The sequence below is a fragment of the Pyxidicoccus sp. MSG2 genome, from assembly GCF_026626705.1.
In the GTDB taxonomy this organism is placed as follows: domain Bacteria; phylum Myxococcota; class Myxococcia; order Myxococcales; family Myxococcaceae; genus Myxococcus.
In genome coordinates this window covers 12,145,124-12,164,635 of sequence record NZ_JAPNKC010000001.1, presented here as the reverse complement: position 1 = coordinate 12,164,635, position 19,512 = coordinate 12,145,124, and the positions used below count along the sequence as shown (strand labels likewise).

Here is a 19,512-nt window from a genome sequence, read left to right as displayed (position 1 = left end):
AGGGTGGGTCGCTCGGGGGCTCAGCCCACCCGGCGCGGAGTCTCGGTGTCGTTCGCGTCCGCGCTGGCTTTTGACAGCACGGAGGCCAGGGCGCGAGCGAGCGCTTCGTGGTTCGGAGCGGCCAGCAGGGAGTGGTGATCTCCGGGCAGCGTGACGACGTCCACGGTGTCGACGAGCACATCCCAGCCACGCGTCGGTCCTTCCCCCTGGAGGCCCTGCGTGTCCGCGCCCAGCAACAGCGTCAGCGCACCCTCCTGCGGCTTCAGGGTGTGGGCGTGGAGTGCGCCGAGGTTCGCGGTGAAGACGCGCTCCAGCGCCTGCCGCTGCTCCTCGGACACGGCCGCGAGCCGGGCGGGGTCCGCCTCGAAGAGGCCCGCCAGCGCGGAGGTGTCCGGCACGGGCTCGCCCCGGGCGTAGGACGTGGGGCTGGGTTCGATGAGGGCCAGCACCTCCACCTCCTCGCCGCGCAGGCGCAGCGCCCGGGCCATCTCGAAGGCGATGACCGAGCCGAGCGACCAGCCGCCCAGTCGATACGGGCCGTGCGGCTGAACGGTGCGGATGGCCTCGATGTAGAAGTAGGCCATCTCCAGGATGGACTCGAGCGGCGGCTCCGCGCCGTCGAGCCCCTGGGCCTCCAGTCCGTAGAAGGGCTGCCGCGGCCCGAGCTCCCGCGCCAGCGCGGCGTAGGTGAGCACGCCTCCGCCCACCGGGTGCACGCAGAAGAAGGGCGGCAGGTCTCCGCCCGTCTGGATGGGGACGAGCGGAATCCAGGGCGCGGGCTCGCGCCGGGCGAGGACGGCGAGCTGCTCCACCGTGGACGCCTGGAAGAGGGCGGCCAGCGGCAGCTTGCGTCCGGTGCGCTCGCGGAGCAGCCCCATGAGGCGCACCGCGAGCAGCGAGTGGCCACCCAGCGTGAAGAAGTCATCGTGGATGCCCACCGAGGGGACACCGAGCACCTCTTCGAAGACCCGGGTCAGGGCCAGCTCCAGCGAGTCGCGCGGAGCGACGTGCGCCACGTCCGAGCCCACCTGCGTCGGCGCCGGCAGCGCCCGTCGGTCCACCTTGCCGTTGGGGGACAGCGGCAGCGCGTCCAGGACGACGAGCGCCGAGGGCACCATGTGCTCCGGCAGCTTCGCCTGGAGGAAGGTCCGGATGGACGCCACGCTGGCGGTGGTGGCCTTGGGGACCACGTACCCGACGAGGCGCTTGTCACCCGGGTGGTCCTCGCGGACCACGACGACGGCCTCGCGCACGTCCTCGTGCGAGCAGAGGACGGTCTCCACCTCTCCCGGCTCTACGCGGAAGCCACGGATCTTCACCTGGAAGTCGACACGGCCCAGGTACTCCATCGTGCCGTCCGCCTTCCAGCGCACGCGGTCTCCCGTGCGGTACATGCGCGCACCGGGCGTGGGCTTGAAGGGGTTGTGGACGAAGCGCTCGGCGGTCAGCTCCGGCCGGCCGAGGTAGCCACGCGCGACGCCCTCGCCGCCGATGAACAGCTCTCCGGGCACTCCCACCGGCACCGGCTGCCGCTGGTCGTCGAGGACGTAGAGCTGCGTGTTCCCGACGGGACGGCCGATGGTGGCCGGTCCGTCCGACTGGCGCAGGGCGTAGGTGGAGTACGTCGTCGTCTCGGACGGGCCGTAGAGGTCGTACACCTTCTGGACGTTGGGCTGCGCGTAGAGCTGGCGCACCAGGGTCGTGGACAGCGGCTCACCGGCCAGGTTCACCACCCGCACGCTCTCGGGCAGCGGACCCGAGCGCAGCAGCTCCGCCATGACGGAGGGCACCGTGTTGACGAGTGTCACCCGGTTCGCGGCCGGCAGCGTGGGCAGGGCCAGGGCGTTGTCCGCCACCACCACCGTGCCGCCCGTGGTCAGCGGGAGGAACAGCTCGAAGATGGACAGGTCGAAGTTGATGGACGTGGCGAACAGCGTGCCGGCGAGCACCTCGGGCGGGAAGATGGTGCGCGCCCAGGCCAGGAAGGCCACCGCGTTGCGGTGCTCGATGGCCACGGCCTTGGGACGGCCCGTGGAGCCGGACGTGTAGATGAGGTACGCGAGCTGGTTGCTGGAGACCCGAGGCAGCACGGCCGACGGTGCGGCGGCGCTGGCCTGCACTTCGTCCGAGTCCACGCACAGCATGCGCGCCGAATTCTCGGGCAGCACCGACGCGAGGGCGGCGCGGGTGAGCACGAGGGCTGCCCGCGAGTCCTCCAGGATGAAGCCCAGGCGCTGGCTCGGGTAGGCCGGATCCAGCGGGACGTAGTGGCCGCCGGCCTTCAGGATGGCCAGGAGCGAGATGACCAGGTCGAGTCCGCGCTCCAGGCAGACGCCGACCGGCGTCTCCTCACGCACCCCGAGCGAGCCCAGCAGCTTCGCGAGCCGTGCGGCGCGACCGTCCAGCTCGGCGAAGGTGACGGACTCCTCACCCGCGATGACAGCGACGGCGTCGGGCGTGCGGGTGGCCTGCTGCTCGAAGAGGGAGGCGAGCGAGGCGTCGCGCGGGAAGTCCAGGTCGGTGGCGTTCCACTCCACCAGGACGCGCTGGCGATCCTGCTCGTCCATGATGGAGACGTCCGCGAGCGTGCTCGTCGTGGGGGCGACCAGCGACAGCAGGGCGCGGCTCCACTGCTCCAGGACGCGCTGGATGCTCTCGCGCTCGAAGCGGGGCTCCTCGTAGGTGAGGCGCAGCTTCGTGGTGCGGCCGGGGACCACGAGGGCGGTGAGGGGGTAGTGGGTGTGCTCGCCGCCCTCCACGTCCTTCAGCGACATGGCAGTGGTGCGCTGCTCCATCGACTCGTCGATGGGGTAGTTCTCGAAGACGAGGAGCGACTCGAACAGCGCGGAGCCGCGCGGCACCTGCGACAGTGACTGGACGTGCACCAGCGGCGTGTGTTCGTGGTTGCGCGTCTGCTGCTGCTGGGCCTTGAGCTGCTCCAGCCACGTGGCCACGGGCGTGGCCGCGGCGGGCACGTGGATGCGCACGGGCACGGTGTTGATGAGCAGGCCCACCATGGCCTCGGCACCCGGCAGCTCGGGCGGGCGGCCCGCCACGGTGTTGCCGAAGACCACGTCCTGCTCACCGCTGTGACGGCTGAGCACGAAGCCCCACGCGGCCATCGTCAGCGTGGAGAGCGTGAGCTGGTGCTGGCGCGCGAAGGCCTGGAGCGCGGCGGACTGCTGCTGCGTGAGCGGGAGATCCAGCGTCTGCTGCCGGGCCTGGACGCCCGCCGACGGCCCGACGTGGGTGTCCGCGGGCAGCGGGGTGGGCGCGGAGAAGTCCTCGAGCGTGGTGCGCCAGAAGGCGTCATCCGCCGCCGTGTCGCGGCGCTGCAGCCAGGCGATGTAGTCGCGGTACGCCGGGCGCGCGGGGAGCTTCGGCGTGGTGCGGCCGGACGCGAAGGCGTCGAAGAGGATGAAGACGTCCTGGAGGATGGGGCTGAGGCTCCAGCCGTCCAGGAGCAGGTGGTGGTGGCTCCACAGGAAGCGCCACGTGTCGTCCGCCAGGCGCACCGCCGTCATCCGCATCAGCGGCGGCCGGCGCAGGTCGAAGCCACGACGGCGATCCTCGGCCTGGAGCTCGGCGAAGCGGGCCTTCTGCTCCGGGACGGACAGGGCGCGCCAGTCGAGCTGATCCCACGGCAGCTCCGCGTGCGCGTGCACCACCTGGAGCGGCGTATCGACGCCGTCCCAGACGAAGCCCGTGCGGAGGATGGCGGTGCGGTCGATGAGCGCCTGCCACGCCTTCCGGAAGTCGGCGACGTCCATGGAGCCGCTGGCCGTCCAGGCGAGCTGCTCGAAGTAGGCGCCGGACTTGGGGGACAGCAGGGTGTGGAAGAGCAGACCCTGCTGGAGCGGGGACAGCGGGTAGAGGTCCTCGACGCCGGCGTGGAGCAGCGTGTCGAGCGCCGGCTGGGTGAGCGTGGCGAGCGGGAAGTCCGCGGTGCCCCGGCGCTTCGCGTCGTCGGTGTGGCTCTCGGTGATGAGGGTGCGGAGCCGCGCGAGGAAGCGCTGAGCCAGCGCCTGGATGGTGGCCTCGCGGTGCAGGTTGGCGCTGTACGCGAACGTGAGCTGCAGCTGGCCCTCGCGCACGGAGCCGCCCACCTCGAGCGGATGCATCCGGAGCGCTTCGTTCGGGACCTCGGTGCCGGCGGACTCCCTGGCGAACGAGAGCATGGCCGACGTGTCGGAGGCCCCGTCGAACTGGCCCAGGTAGTTGAAGGCCACCTGCGGAAGCGGCATCGCGCGCAGTGGAGCGCTGAGCGCGTCGGGCCCCAGCCACTTGATGATGCCGAAGCCCACGCCGTGGTGGGGCACGTGGCGCAGGGACTCACGCACCGCGCGCACACCATCGCCCGGCGTGCCTCCCTGGGGCATGGACAGGTGCACGGGGTAGATGCTGGTGAACCAGCCGACGGAGCGGGAGAGGTCCACGCCGTCGACGAGCGAGTCCTCACGGCCGTGGCCTTCGAGGTTCACCCACACGTCGGGCTGTCCCGTCCAGTCCGCCAGTTCCTGGGCCAGGGCGGTGAGCAGCACATCCTGGATGTTGCTGCGCCAGGCCGTGGGCACTTCGCGCAGCAGGGCCCGCGTCTCCTCGGAGTCGAGGGCGAGGGTGACGGTGCGGGCGGAGCCGAAGGTGTTGGGGCCTTCGTGGTCCACCGGCAGGGGCGCCGGAGGCGTGGCGGCGTGCTTCAGCCAGTGGCGCTGGGCTTCCTGCTTCAGCGCGTCCGACTGCGCGTACTGCTGGAGCTTGTTCGCCCAGGTCTGGAAGGACGTCGTCTTCGGAGGCAGCGAGGACTGAGCGCCCTTGAGCAACTGCTGGTAGGTGGTCTGGAGGTCCTCCAGCAGCACGCGCCAGGAGACGGCATCCACGACGATGTGGTGCACGCAGATGAGCAGCCGCTGGGTGCCCGCCAACTGGAAGAGGGCGGCGCAGAGCAGGGGCGGCTGGCTCAGGTGGAAGGAGGACTGGAGGCGGGTGGCATGGGCCTCCATCGTGGAGATCTGCTCGGAGGCCGGCAGTGCGGAGAGGTCGTGGTGCTCCAGGCGGAGGGGAGCCTCATCGACCGCGGCGTTGTCCTGAGCCCAGGAGCCGTCGTCCTGCTTGCGGAAGCGCAGGCGCAGGGCGTCGTGGTGGGCGAGCAGGGTGCGCAGGGCCTTGTCCAGCACGTCCAGTTGCAGCGGCTGATGTGCGGCCAGTAGCAGCGACTGGTTGAAGTGGTGCGGATGGGAGGCCTGGTGCTGGAGGAAGTACGTCTGCACGGGCGTCAGCGGGACGGGGCCGGTGACGGGGCCCTGGTCGATGGCGGCCAGGGCGGAGGCGGAGCGGGCGGCGACGGCCAGCTCGGCCACGGTGTGGTGCTGGAAGAGGTGACGGGCGGTGAGTGGGAAGCCGGCCTGGCGCGAGCGAGAGACGACCAGGAGGCTGAGGATGGAGTCGCCGCCGAGGGAGAAGAAGTTGTCGTGGATGCCGACGCGGGGCAGACGCAGGACGGCGGCCCAGATGTCGGCCAGCTTCTGCTCCACCTCGTCTCGGGGCGCGACGTACTCACCCTGCGGGAGCTGCTGCGTGGCGTCCGGGGTGGGCAGGGCCTTCTTGTCCAGCTTGCCCGTCGCGTTCAGGGGCAGCGCGGCCAGGACGACGAAGGCCGAGGGCACCATGTACTCGGGTAGCCGCTGCTTGAGGGCATCGCGCAGGGCCGCGAGGTCCAGCTCGGCGCCGGGCTTCGGGACTGCGTAGGCGACGAGGCGCTTGTCTCCCGGGGCGTCCTCGCGCACCAGCACCACCGCCTCGTGGACGGAAGGCTGGTCGAGCAGGGCGGCTTCGATCTCCCCCAGCTCGATGCGCAGGCCGCGGAGCTTCACCTGGAAGTCGACGCGGCCCAGGTACTCGAGCTCGCCGTCTTCCGTCCAACGCACGCGGTCTCCCGAGCGGTAGAGCCGCGCTCTGGGCTCGGTGCTGAACGGATCCGGGATGAAGCGCTCGGCCGTCAGCTCCGGGCGGTCCAGGTAGCCCCGGGCCACGCCCACGCCGCCGATGTACAGCTCTCCGGGCACTCCGATGGGTTGCGGCCGGAGCGCCGCGTCCAGGACGTACAGGCGCGTGTTCGGGATGGCCCGGCCGATGCTCAGGCGCTCCGGGTTCATCGAGCCCTGCGTCATCGTCGCGACGATGGTGATCTCCGTCGGGCCGTAGGCATTTACGAACGTGCGGCCCTTCACCCAGCTTCGCGCCAGCGCGGGGGAGCAGGCCTCGCCACCGGACGCCACCATGCGCAGCTCGGGCAGCGCCTCGGGCTGGAGCGTGGACAGGGCGGTGGGCGTCGCCAGCAGCACCTCGATGCGCTGCTGCGCCAGGGTCGCCTGGAGCGGCTCACCGGGCAGGAGCTGCTCGCGCGTGGCCAGGACCAGGGTGGCCCCGGACAGCAGCGAGGAGAAGACCTCCCACACCGACGCGTCGAACGCGGGCGACGCGAGCTGCAAGGCACGCTGGCCCGGCTGGATGCGCAGGCCCTGGATGATGGCCAGTGCCGTGTTCACGAGGCCGTGGTGGTGCAGCAGGGTCCCCTTGGGCCGCCCCGTGCTACCCGACGTGTAGATGACGTACGCGAGGCTCTCCGGCGTGACGCTCGCCGCCGGAGCGGTGTCCGGCAGGCGGGACAGGGCCTCGGACTCCTCGTCCAGGCACAGCACCTGCGCGCCATGCGCCGGCAGGCGATCCACCAGGGCCCGGTGCGTCAGCAGCACCTTCGAGGCGGAGTCCTCCAGGTAGTACTTCAGTCGCTCGGGCGGGTGCGCCGGGTCCAGCGGCAGGAAGGCGCCACCCACTTCGAGCGCGGCGAGCATGGCCACCACGAGGTCCGGGCTGCCACGCTCCAGGCACAGGGCCACGCGGCCCTCGGCGCCGACGCCGAGCGACAGCAGCCGGTGCGCGAGCTGACGCGCACGCTGCTGGAGCTGACGGAACGTGAGGGACACGTCCCCCGCGACGAGCGCGGTGGCGTCCGGCATGTGGTCCACGATCTGATGGAAGACCTGCGGGACGCAGGGGTCCGCGGGGAGCGCGGCGTCCGTGGCATTCCACTCCACCACGACGCGATGCCGCTCCTCGGCCTCCATCATCGTCACGTCCCCGAGGTTCTTCGTCTCCGGGGCCGCGAGGGACAGCAGGGCCAGGCGCCACTGCTCCAGCACGCGCTCCATGCTGTTCCGCGCGAAGCGGGGCTCCTCGAAGGTGAGGCGCAGGCGCAGCTTCTGGCCGGGGAGGATGGTGGCGGTGATGGGGTAGTTGGTGCGCTCCACGCCCTCCACGTCCCGCACCGACATGGCCGACGTGCGCTGCGTGAGCGAGTCGTCGATGGGGTAGTTCTCGAAGACCAGCAGCGACTCGAACAACTGCGTGCCCCGGGGCACCGGCGCCAGCGACTGGATGCGCGCCAGCGGCGTGTGCTCGTGGTTGCGGGACTGCTGGTACGTCGCCTGAAGCCCCTGCAGCCATGCGGGCACAGGCGTGGACGCGTCCGGGAGCGGGATGCGCACCGGCAGCGTGTTGATGAGCAGGCCCACCATGTCCTCGGCGCCGGGCAGCTCGGGCGGACGGCCCGCCACCGTGTTGCCGAAGACGACGTCCTGCTCGCCGGCGTGACGGCCGAGGACGAAGCCCCAGGCCGCCATCATCAGGATGGACAGCGTGAGCTGGTGCTGGCGCGCGAAGGCCTGGAGCGCGTTCGACTGCTCCAGCGTGAGCGCCACCTCCAGCATGTGCTGGGCGGCGTGCTGGCCCTCGGGGACGGTGGCGTGGGTGTCGGCCGGCAGCGGGGTGGGCGAGCTGAAGCCCTGGAGCGCGGCCCGCCAGAAGGCGTCATCCGCCTCCGTGTCGCGACGCTGCAGCCAGGAGATGTAGTCGCGGTACGGCGGCCGGGCCGGCAGCCTGGGCTCACGGCCCGAGGCAGAGGCGTCGAACAGGGTGAAGACGTCCTGGAGCACGGGGCTGAGGCTCCAACCGTCGAGCAGCAGGTGGTGGTGGCTCCACAGGAAGCGCCACGTGTCCTCGTTCAGGCGCACCGCCGTCATCCGCATCAGCGGCGCCTTGCGCAGGTCGAAGCCCCGGGCGCAGTCATCCTTCAGGAGCTGGGCGAAGCGGGTCTTCTGCTCGGCCTCGGACAGGGAGCGCCAGTCGAGCTGTTCCCACGGCAGCTCCGCGTGCGCGTGCACCACCTGGAGCGGCGACTCGAGGTCCGACCAGGCGAAGCTCGTGCGGAAGACGGGCGTGCGGTCGATGAGCGACTGCCAGGCCCGACGGAAGTGCGCCATGTCCACGGCGCCGCTGACGGTCCACGCGAGCTGCTCGAAGTACACGCCGGACTCGGGAGAGAGCACGGTGTGGAAGAGCAGGCCCTGCTGGAGCGGGGAGAGCGGGTAGAGGTCCTCGACACCGGCGCCCTCCTGCTGGAGCAGCGCGTCCAGCGCGGGCTGGGTGAGCGTGGCGAGCGGGAAGTCCGCGGTGCCCCGGCGCTTCGCATCGTCGGAGTGGCTCTCCGTGATGAGGGCGCGCACGTGCGTGAGGAAGCGCTGGGACAGCGCCTCGATGGTGGTCCGCGCGTGCAGGTTCTCGCTGTAGATGAAGAGGAGGCTCAGGCGCCCGTCCAGCACGGAGCTGTTGAGCTCCAGCGGGTGCATGCGGATCGCCTCCGGCGCGAAGTGCGCGCCGGACGGATCGTTGGACAGGGAGAGGATGGCGTTGGCATCCGAGGAGGCATCGAGCTGGCCGAGGTAGTTGAAGGCCACCTCCGGCGTGGGCAGTGCGCGCAGGGGGGCGCTGACCTCGTCCGGGCCCAGGTACTTGAGGATGCCGAAGCCCACGCCGTGGTGGGGGATGTGGCGCAGCGACTCGCGCACCGTGCGCATGCCATCACCCGCCGTCCCGCCGCGAGTCATGGGGAAGTGCACCGGGTAGATGCTGGTAAACCAGCCGACGGATCGGGACAGGTCCACTCCCTCGATGAGGGAGTCCTCGCGGCCGTGGCCTTCCAGGTTCACCCACACGTCCTGCTGGCCCGTCCAGTCGGAGAGGGCCTGGGCCAGGGCGGTGAGCAGCACGTCCTGGATGTTGCCGCGCCACGCGGTGGGCACCTCGCGCAGCAGCGCCCGCGTCTCCTCGGTGTCCAGGGTGAGGGTGACGGTGCGAGCGGAGGCGTAGGTGTTGAGGCCAGCGCTGTCGGTGGGCAGGGGCGCCGGAGGCGTGGCGACATGCCGCAGCCACGTCCGGGCCTCCTTCTTCATCGCGTCGGACTGCGCGTACTGCTGGAGCTTGTTCGCCCAGGTCTGGAAGGACGTCGTCTTGGGCGGCAGCGAGGGCTCAACGCCTCTCACCAGCTGCTGGTAGGTGGTCTGGAGATCCTCCAGCAGCACGCGCCAGGAGACGGCATCCACCACGATGTGGTGCACGCAGATGAGCAGCCGCTGGGTGCCTGCCAGTTGGAAGAGGGCCGCGCAGAGCAGGGGCGGCTGGCTCAGGTGGAAGGAGGACTGCAGGCGGGTGGCGTGAGCCTCCATCGTGGAGAGCTGCTCGGAGGCCGGCAGCGCGAAGAGGTCATGGTGCTCCAGGCGGAGGGGAGCCTCATCGATCGCGGCGTTGTCCTGGGCCCAGGAGCCGTCGTCCTGCTTGCGGAAGCGCAGGCGCAGGGCGTCGTGGCGGACGAGCAGGGTGCGCAGGGCCTTGTCCAGCACGTCCAGTTGCAGCGGCTGATGCGCGGCCAGCAGCAGGGACTGGTTGAAGTGGTGCGGATGGGAGGCCTGGTGCTGGAGGAAGTACGTCTGCACGGGCGTCAGCGGGACGGGGCCCGTGACGGGACCCTGGTCGATGGAGGCCAGGGCGGAGGCGGTCCGGGCAGCGACGGCGAGCTGCGCCACGGTCTGGTGCTGGAAGAGGTGACGGGCGGTGAGTGGGAAGCCGGCCTGGCGCGAGCGAGAGACGACCAGGAGGCTGAGGATGGAGTCGCCGCCGAGGGAGAAGAAGTTGTCGTGGATGCCGACGCGGGGCAGGCGCAGGACGGCGGCCCAGATGTCGGCCAGCTTCTGCTCCACCTCGTCGCGAGGCGCGACGAAGTTCGAGCCCACCTGGGCGTTGTTGGACGCGTCCGGTGCGGGCAGCGCCTTGCGGTCGATCTTCCCGTTGTGGGTGAGGGGCATGGCCTCCAGCACGACGAAGGCCGCCGGCACCATGTAGTCGGGCAACCGTTGCTGGAGGTGGCCGCGCAGCGCCGTCACATCCAGGGAGACGGGCTCCGCCCCCTCCGCCACGGGAGAGGGGACGACGTACGCCACGAGGCGCTTGTGGCCCGGCTCGTCCTCGCGCGCCAGCACCATCGTCTCGCGCACGCCCGGGTACGCGAGCAGCGCGGTCTCAATCTCTCCCAGCTCGATGCGGAAGCCGCGGATCTTCACCTGGAAGTCCAGGCGGCCGAGGTAGTCCAGCGAGCCGCTCTCCCTCCAGCGCGCCTTGTCGCCGCTGCGGTAGAGCCGCGCACCCGGCACCGTGGAGAACGGGTCCGGCACGAAGCGCTGCGCCGTGAGCTCCGGCCGGCCCAGGTAGCCACGGCCCAGGCCCGCGCCGCCCACGTACATCTCTCCGGGCACGCCCACCGGCACCGGCTGCATGTGCTCGTCGAGCACGTACACCTTCAGGTCCGGGATGGGCACGCCCACGTCGCTGCCCGGCGCCTCGCGCGAGTCCACCTCGGCCAGGGGCCTGTACGTCACGTGCACCGTGGTCTCGGTGATGCCGTACATGTTGATCAGCCGGGGCGCGTCCTCCGGGTGGCGCGCGTACCAGGGCTTGAGGCTGGCGAACTCCAGCGCCTCGCCGCCGAAGATGACGTAGCGGAGCGACAGCCCTTCGTGCTCGCCCGTGCGCTCCTCGTGGTGGATGAGCTGACGGAAGGCGGAGGGCGTCTGGTTGAGCACCGTGACGCCTTCGCGGCGCAGCAGCGCGTGGAAGTCCGCCGGGGTGCGGCTCACCTCGAAGGGCACCACCACCAGCTTGCCGCCGTAGAGCAGCGCGCCCCACAGCTCCCACACGGAGAAGTCGAAGGCGTACGAGTGGAACAACGTCCACACGTCCTTCTGGCCGAAGTCGAACCAGGCATCCGTGGCGCGGAACAGGCGCACCACCTGCCGGTGCTCGATCTGCGCGCCCTTGGGCCGGCCGGTGCTGCCGGAGGTGTAGATGATGTAGGCCAGGTTGTGCGGCTGCACGTCGGAGATCGGCGTGTGCGACGGCTCATTGGCCCAGGCCGGGGACGCGTCGTCCAGGCAGAGCACCCGGGCGTTTCCGGTGGGCACCTCGTCACGCAGGTGGCGCTGGGTGAGCACCACCGGCACGCGGGTGTCCTCACACATGAAGGCGAGGCGGTCCTTCGGGTAGGCCGGGTCCAACGGCAGGTAGGCGCCGCCGGCCTTGAGGATGGCCATCAGGCCCACCACCAGCTCCAGCGAGCGCTCCACCGCGAGGCCGACCGGCACCTCGGGGCCCACGCCCAGCGAGCGCAGGTGGTGCGCGATGCGGTTGGCACGCTCGTCGAGCTGCCGGTAGGTGAGGTGCTGCTCCTCGTAGACCACGGCGACGTTGTCCGGCGTGCGCGCGACCTGGGCCTCGAAGAGGGACGAGAGCGACGCGTCGCTGAAGTAGTCAGCGGACTGGGCGTTGCCACCGGCGACGAGCTGCTTCCACTCGGCGTCCGCCAGCATCGGCAGCTCGGCCAGCCGCTGGTCCGCGGAGGTGGCCACGCCCTCGAGCAGCCGCCCGAAGTGCCGCACCATGCGCTCGATCGTGGACGCCGTGAAGAGGTCCGCGTCGTAGTTGAACGTGCCCTCCAGCCCGTCCGCCGTCTCCTGCACGGAGACGGTGAGGTCGAACTTGGACGTGCCGTTGTCGAGCTCCTGGAGCCGCACGGAGACGTCGGGCAGCTCGGGCGCGCTCGTCGGCGCGTTCTGGAGGACGAACATCACCTGGAACAGTGGCTGGCGGGACAGGTCGCGCGTGGGCTCCAGCACGTCCACCAGCTTCTCGAAGGGGATGTCCTGGTGGGCGTAGGCGCCCAGCGTGGAGTCCTTCACCCGGGCCAGCAGCTCACGGAAGGTCGGGTTGCCCTCCAGGCTGGCGCGCAGCACCAGCGTGTTGATGAACATGCCGAGCTGCGACTCCAGCTCCTGCGTGCGGCGGCCCGCGATGGGGGTGCCCACCGCCAGGTCCTTCTTTCCGGAGTAGCGGCTGAGCACCGTCTGGAAGCCGGCCACCAGCACCATGAACAGCGTGGCGCCCTCCTGACGGGCCAGCGTCTTGAGGCCCTCCGTCACCGCCTTGGGGAACCGCGCGGCCACCGTGCCGCCTCGCTGGCGGCGCACGGCGGGACGGGGGAAGTCGGTGGGCAGCTCCAGCGGCTCCAGCCCGGCGAGCTGCTGCTTCCACCAGCCGAGCTGCGAGTCGAGCACCTCGCCCTGGAGCCAGCCACGCTGCCAGACGGCGTAGTCCGCGTACTGCACCGGCAGCTCCGGCAGCGGTGAGGGCTGGCCGGAGTGGAAGGCCACGTACAGCGCGCCCAGCTCGCGCACCAGCACGCCCACGGACCAGCCGTCCGAGATGATGTGGTGCGTGTTGAGCATCAGCACGTGTGCGTGCTCTCCCAGCTTCAGCAGCGAGGTCCGCATCAGCGGGCCCTCGGCGAGGGAGAAGGGCGCGCGTGCGTCCTCCATGGCGCGGCGCTGCACCTCCGCGCGAGCCTCGGCGTCGGACAGGGAGGACAGGTCCACCCCGGCCAGCTCGAAGCGGGCGGGCGGATGGATGACCTGCACCGGCTGGCCCTCGTCCTGGCCCACCGCGAAGGTGGTGCGCAGTACCTCGTGACGGTGGACGAGCGCTTCGAAAGCCCGGCGCAGCGACTCCACGTCCAGCGTGCCCGTGAGCCACAGTGCCACCGGCATGTTGTACGAGGCGTCGCCCGGCATGAGCTGGTCCACGACCCACAGGCGCTGCTGCGCGAAAGACAGCGGCAGGGGCTTCTCTCGCGACGTCGTCACCAGCGGCGGGAGCCGCGTGCCCGTCAGCCCGAGCGTCTCGATGCGCTCGGCGAGCCGGCCCGGAGTGCTGGCCTCGAACAGCATGCGCAGGGGGAACTCGAAGCCGAGGCTGGAGCGGACGCGCGACACCACGCGCGTGGCCAGCAGCGAGTGACCTCCCAGCGCGAAGAAGTCGTCGCTCAGGCCCACCGCGGGCAGGCCGAGCACCGTCGCGAAGGCGTCCGCCACCAACTGCTGCACCGGCGTGCGCGGGGCATCATCGGCCGTCAGCGTCGTCGCGGCGTCGGCGCCCGTCGGCGCGGGCAGCGCCTTGCGGTCCACCTTGCCGTTCGCATTGAGCGGCCAGGCGGGGAGGGTGACGAAGGCCGCGGGCACCATGTACTCTGGCAGCGTGCGCGACAGGTGCTCACGGAGCGCCGAGGGCGCGGGCACCTTGCCGTCCGGGGCCACCAGATAGGCGACGAGCTTGCGGTCCCCGTGCTCCTCGCGCACCAGCACCACCGCTTCCGTCACGTCCGGGTGCGCCTGGAGCGCGGTCTCAATCTCCCCCAGCTCGATGCGGAAGCCGCGCAGCTTCACCTGGTGGTCCACGCGGCCCACGAACTCGATGTCCCCGCTGGCGCGCAGGCGCACGAGGTCGCCCGTGCGGTACAGCCGCGCTCCCGGCACCTTGGAGAACGGGTCCGGGATGAACTTCTCCGCCGTCAGGTCCGGACGCTCGTGGTACCCGCGCGCCACGCCGTCGCCGCCCAGGTAGAACTCGCCCACCACGCCCCGAGGAACCGGCCGCAGGGCCGCATCCAGGACGTAGCCCGTCGTGTTCGCGAGCGGACGGCCGATGGGAATGCTCCGCACCCCGGCGTCCACCGACTCCACCCGGTGCCACGTCGCGAAGGTGGTGGTCTCCGTCGGGCCGTACACGTGCAGCAGGCGCCGCGGTGCCCCCACTTCCAACAGGCGCCGCACCGCCTCCGGGTCACTCGCCTCGCCGCCGAAGAGCACGTGCTTCGCCGTGCTGAAGCCCTTCGGGTACTCGCGCGCCATGCGGTTGAAGAGCGCCGTGGTCACGAACAGGGTGGTGATGCCGTTGTCGCGCACGGCCTTCGCCAGGTCCGCGGGGACCAGCGACGTGTCGCGTGGCACCAGCACCAGCCGCGCGCCGCACAGGAGCGCGCCCCACACCTCGAAGGTCGCCGCGTCGAAGGACGTGTTGGAGAGCTGCGCCACCCGGTCCTCGGGCGTCAGCCGGACGTAGTCCGTCTCCATCACCAGCCGGACGATGGCCTGGTGGTGCACGGCCACGCCCTTGGGCCGGCCCGTGGAGCCGGAGGTGTAGATGATGTACGCCAGCCCCTCCGGCGTGACGTGCGAGCGCACGCGCTGGTGGGGCAGGGCGTTGAGGACGGACTGCTCCGTGTCCAGGTTCAGCGGGAGGATGCCGGGGGCCTCCAGTCCCTCACCCAGCGTGCCGTGCGTCAGGAGGATGGGGACGCCGCTGTCGGCCAGCATGTACGCGAGCCGCTCGGACGGGTGCGCGGAGTCCAGCGGCACGTAGGCGCCGCCGGCCTTGAGGATGGCGAGCATCGCCACCACCAGGTCCACCGAGCGCTCCATGCAGATGCCCACGCGCACCTCGGGCCCCACGCCCATGCCCACCAGCCGGCGCGCGAGCCGGTTGGCCCGGTGCTCCAGCTGCGCGTACGTCACCGTCTCGTCGCCCGCGACGATGGCGACGGCCTCCGGCGTGCGCTCCGCCTGCGCCTCGAAGAGCGAGTGCACGCAGGCCTCGCGCGGGAACTCCGTGCCGGTGGCGTTCCACTCCACCAGCACCTCGCGCTGCTCCGCCTCCGTCATCAGCGCCAGCGTGTCCACCCGCTGCTGCGGCGTCCGGCAGATGCCCTCCAGCAGCCGCTGGTAGTGCGCGACCAGCCGCTCCATGGTGGCGGCCTCGAAGAGGTCCGCGTCGTAGTTGAGGTAGCCGCCCAGCCCCTGCGCCGTCTCCGCCAGGGACAGCGTGAAGTCGAACTTGGACGTGCCGTTGTCGATCTCCTGCAGGCGCACGGAGAGGCCCGGGAGCGCCGGGTCGCCCATGGGCGCGTTCTGCAGGGCGAACATCACCTGGAAGAGCGGCTGGCGGGACAAATCACGCGTGGGCTCCAGCTCCTCCACCAGCTTCTCGAACGGGACGTCCTGGTGGGCGAAGGCACCCAGCGTCATGTCCTTCACCCGGGACAGCAGGGTGCGGAACGTCGGCCGGTCCTCCATGCGTCCGCGCAGCACCAGCGTGTTGACGAACACGCCGAGCAGCGACTCCAGCTCCTGGCTGCCCCGGCCCGCGATGGGCGTGCCGAGCGTCACGTCCTTCTGTCCGGAGTACCGGGACAGCAGCACCTGGAAGCCCGCCACCAGCACCATGAACAGCGTGGCCCCTTCCTGCCGGGCCAGCGTCTTGAGGCTCTCGGCGAGCGCCTGCGGGAAGCCCACGCCCACCATGCCGCCGCGCTGGCGGCGCACCGCGGGACGCGCGAAGTCCGTGGGCAGCTCCAGCGGCGCGATGCCCTGGAGTTGCTCCTTCCACCAGCCGAGCTGCGAGTCGAGCACCTCGCCCTTCAGCCAGTCGCGCTGCCACACCGCGTAGTCCGCGTACTGCACCGGCAGCTCCGGCAGCGGGGAGGCCCGGCCGGCCTGGAAGGCGCCGTAGAGCGTGGCCAGCTCGCGCACCAGCACGCCCACGGACCAGCCGTCGGAGATGATGTGCTGCATGTTGAGCAGCAGCACGTGCTCCTCGTCGCCCAGCCGCATCAGGGAGGCGCGGAGCAGGGGGCCCTCGGAGAGGGAGAAGGCCTGGCGCGCCTCGTCCTGGCAGCGGCGCAGCGCCTCGTCACGAGACTCCGGCGTGGACTCGGCGGAGAGCTCCACCACCGGCAGCTCGAAGCGCGCGGGCGGGTGGATGAGCTGCGCCGGCTCGCCGTGCTTCACGGTGAACGTGGTGCGCAGCACCTCGTGGCGGCGGACGATTTCCTCGAAGGCCTGGCGCAGCGCCTCCACGTCCAGCCGGCCGGACAGCCAGAGGGCGGCGGGGATGTTGTACGCGGCGTCCCCGGGGATGAGCTGGTCCACGAACCAGAGGCGCTGCTGGGCGAAGGACAGGGGCAGGGTGCTGTTGCGCGAGGCACGGACCAGGGCGGGCGCCTGCGCCTTCGTCGCGGAGGCCAACAGATTCCGGGCGAGCGCCGAGACGGTGGGCGACTCGAAGAGGCTGCGCAGCGTGAGCGTCAGGCCCAGGCTGGCGCGGATGCGGGACACCACGCGCGTGGCCAGCAGCGAATGGCCTCCGAGCGCGAAGAAGTCGTCATTCACGCCCACGCGTGGCACGCCGAGCACCTCCGCGAAGGCGTCCGCCACCAACTGCTCCACCGGCGAGCGCGGGGCCTCGGACGGGTCGACGGACACCGGCTGGGCCGCCTCCGGCGCGGGCAGGGCCTTGCGGTCCAGCTTGCCGTTGGGCGTCAGCGGCAGTTGCTCCAGGGCCACGAAGGCCGTGGGCACCATGTACTCGGGCAGGCGCTCGCGCAGCCAGGCGCGCAGGGCCGCGGTGTCCGCGTTCGGGGCGACGACGTAGGCCACCAGTCGCGTGTCCTCCGCGTCCCCGCGCGCCACCACCACCGCGTCGCTCACGGCGGGGTGCTTCACCAGCTCGGACTCCACCTCGCCCAGCTCGATGCGGATGCCGCGCACCTTCACCTGGAAGTCCAGGCGGCCCAGGTACTCCAGCTCGCCGTCTGGCAGCCACCGGGCCCGGTCGCCCGTGCGGTACAGCCGCGCTCCAGGCTCCGTGCCGAAGGCGTCCGGGACGAAGCGCTCCGCCGTCAGCTCCGGCCGCCCCAGGTAGCCCCGGGCCACGCCCGTGCCGCCGATGTACAGCTCGCCCGGCACGCCCACGGGCAGCGGCCGCAGCCGCGCGTCCAGCACGTACAGCCGCGTGTTCGCGAACGGCCGGCCAATGGTGATGCGGTCCGGGTCCACCGGGCCCGGCGTCACCGAGGCGCACACCGTCGTCTCCGTGGGGCCGTACGCGTTCAGCATCAAGCGGCCCTCGGCCCAGCGGCGCGCCAGGGCCGGAGGCAGGGCTTCACCTGCGGAGGCCACCGTGCGCAGCTCGGGCAGCGCCTCCGGCTGGAGGCGTGAGAGCACCGTCGGCGTGGAGGTGATGGCGGTGATGCGCTCGGCGGACAGCAGGGCCTGGAGCTCGTCGCCCGGCATCAACTGCTCGCGCGACGCCAGCACCAGCGTGGCCCCGGACAGCAGGACGGAGAAGACCTCCCACACCGACGCGTCGAAGGCCGGCGACGCGAGCTGCAGCGCACGCTCCCCGGGCCCCAGGCGCAGGCTGGCCGCCGCCGCCAGCGCCGTGTTCACCAGGCCGCGATGGTGCAGCAGCGTGCCCTTGGGCCGCCCCGTGCTTCCGGACGTGTAGATGACGTAGGCCAGGTCGTCCGGCGAGAGGGCGGGGGCCGCGGCCGTTTCGGCCTGCCGCGACAGGGCCTCGGACTCGACGTCCAGGCACAGGACGACCGCGCCGTGCGCGGGGAGCTTCTCCTTCAGCGCGCGGTGCGTCAGCAGCACCTGCGCGGCGGAGTCCTGGAGCAGGTACGCCAGTCGCTCCGGCGGATGCGCCGGGTCCAGCGGCAGGAAGGCGCCGCCCGCCTCCAGGGTGGCGAGCATGGCCACCACGAGGTCGGCGCTGCCGCGCTCCAGGCACAGCGCCACGCGGCTCTCCACGCCGACACCGAGCGAGCGCAGGTGCCCGCCGAGCTGGCGCGCGCGCTGCTGGAGCTGGCGGTACGTGAGGGACACGTCCCCCGCGACGACGGCGAGTGCGTCCGGCGTCCGCTCCACCTGCTGGTGGAAGACGTGGTGTGCCAGGGGATCGCCGGGCAGGGCCACGGCGGAGGCGTTCCAGTCCACCATCAGCCGGCGGCGCTCGTCCTCGGCCAGCAGCGGCAGCTCGGACACACGCATGCCGGGGCTGCGGACGATGCCCTCCAGCAGCCGGCGCAGGTGCGTCACCATGCGCGCCGCGGTCTCCGGCGTGAACAGGTCCGCCGAGTAGCGCAGCGCGCCCATCATGTCGTAGCCCGTGTCCACCAGGTGCAGGTGCACGTCGAGCTGGCCGTCCTGCTGCGAGAAGAAGGGCACCGGCTCGCCGGGCAGCGACGAGCCCGCGCCCAGGCCGGGCAGGCGCAGCATCGCATCCACGGAGATGCCCGCCTCGATGAACTGCGGGCGGCTCGAGTCCGGCTTCATCCCCAGCCGCTCGGACAGCCGGTGGAAGGGGAAGTCCTGGTGCTCCAGTGCGCCGAGCACCTTGCGGTAGAGCCGCTCCGTGAGCTCGCGGAAGGTGGGGTCACCTTCCAGGTCGCCGCGCATCACCACGAAGTTGACCAGGTACCCGGACAGCCGCTGGTGGTCGGGCTGCGTGCGGCCCGACATGGGCGTGCCCACCATGATGTCGGTGCGCCCGGTGTAGCGGTGCAGCAGCGCCTGCCAGGCCGCGAGCATCACCGCGAAGACCGTCTTGCCCTCGGCGCGCGCCAGCGCCCGGACGCTGGCGGACAGCTCCGGGCCGAAGCTCAGCTCATGCACCGCGCCCCGGAACGTCCACACCGGCGGGCGAGGGTGGTCCGCCGGGAGGTCCAGCGGCTGGGGGCCGCCCTGCAGCTCGCCCAGCCAGTACTGCTCCATCTTCGCCCCGCGCGCCCCGTCCAGCATCTCCCGCTGCTGGCGCACGTAGCCCGCATAGTCCACCGGCAGCGGCGCCAGCTCCGCCTTCGCTCCGCCCGTCTCCTCGCGGTAGAGCTGCTGTAGCTCCTCGAGCAACATCGCCATCGACCACAGGTCCGTGGCGATGTGGTGGATGACGAGCAGCAGGACGTGGTCCTCCGGCCCGACGGAGAAGATGTCCAGCCGCGCCACCGGGCCATGCTGCAGGTCGAAGGGCCGCAGGTAGCTCTTGCGCATGTGGACGAAGAGCTGGGCATCCGTCACGTCGGCCACGTCGTGCTGCTCCAGCGCGATGCCCTGCCGCTCATTCACCCGCTGGCGGGGGCCCTCGGCCGTCGTCTCGTAGGTCGTCCGCAGCACCGCGTGGCGCGCGGCCATGCGCTCCAGGGTGCGCTCCATGGCCCTCAGCTCGACGGGCGCGTGGACGCGGATGGGCAGCGCCACGTTGTACGCGGCGGCCTCCGGGGCGAGCTGGTACAGGAACCACAGGCCCCACTGGTTCTGCGAGAGCGGGAACAGCGTGTTCGAACTCGGCGCACCCTGTTGCTTCAAGAGCTGCGCGAGCTGCTGCCGCTGCTCCGGAGACAACGCCGCCAACCGATCCTTCAACGAGTTCTGCATGTCCGCGTCACTCTCTGGAAAAAAG

1 protein-coding gene is annotated in these 19,512 nt (G+C 71.5%); it reads right to left on the bottom strand.

The window, feature by feature from the left end:
• Positions 1-20: 20 nt before the first annotated feature.
• Positions 21-19,487: a non-ribosomal peptide synthase/polyketide synthase gene (locus OV427_RS46250; RefSeq protein WP_267862639.1), complete on the bottom strand. Its 19,467-nt coding sequence runs from the start codon at positions 19,485-19,487 to the stop codon at positions 21-23.
• Positions 19,488-19,512: the final 25 nt, after the last annotated feature.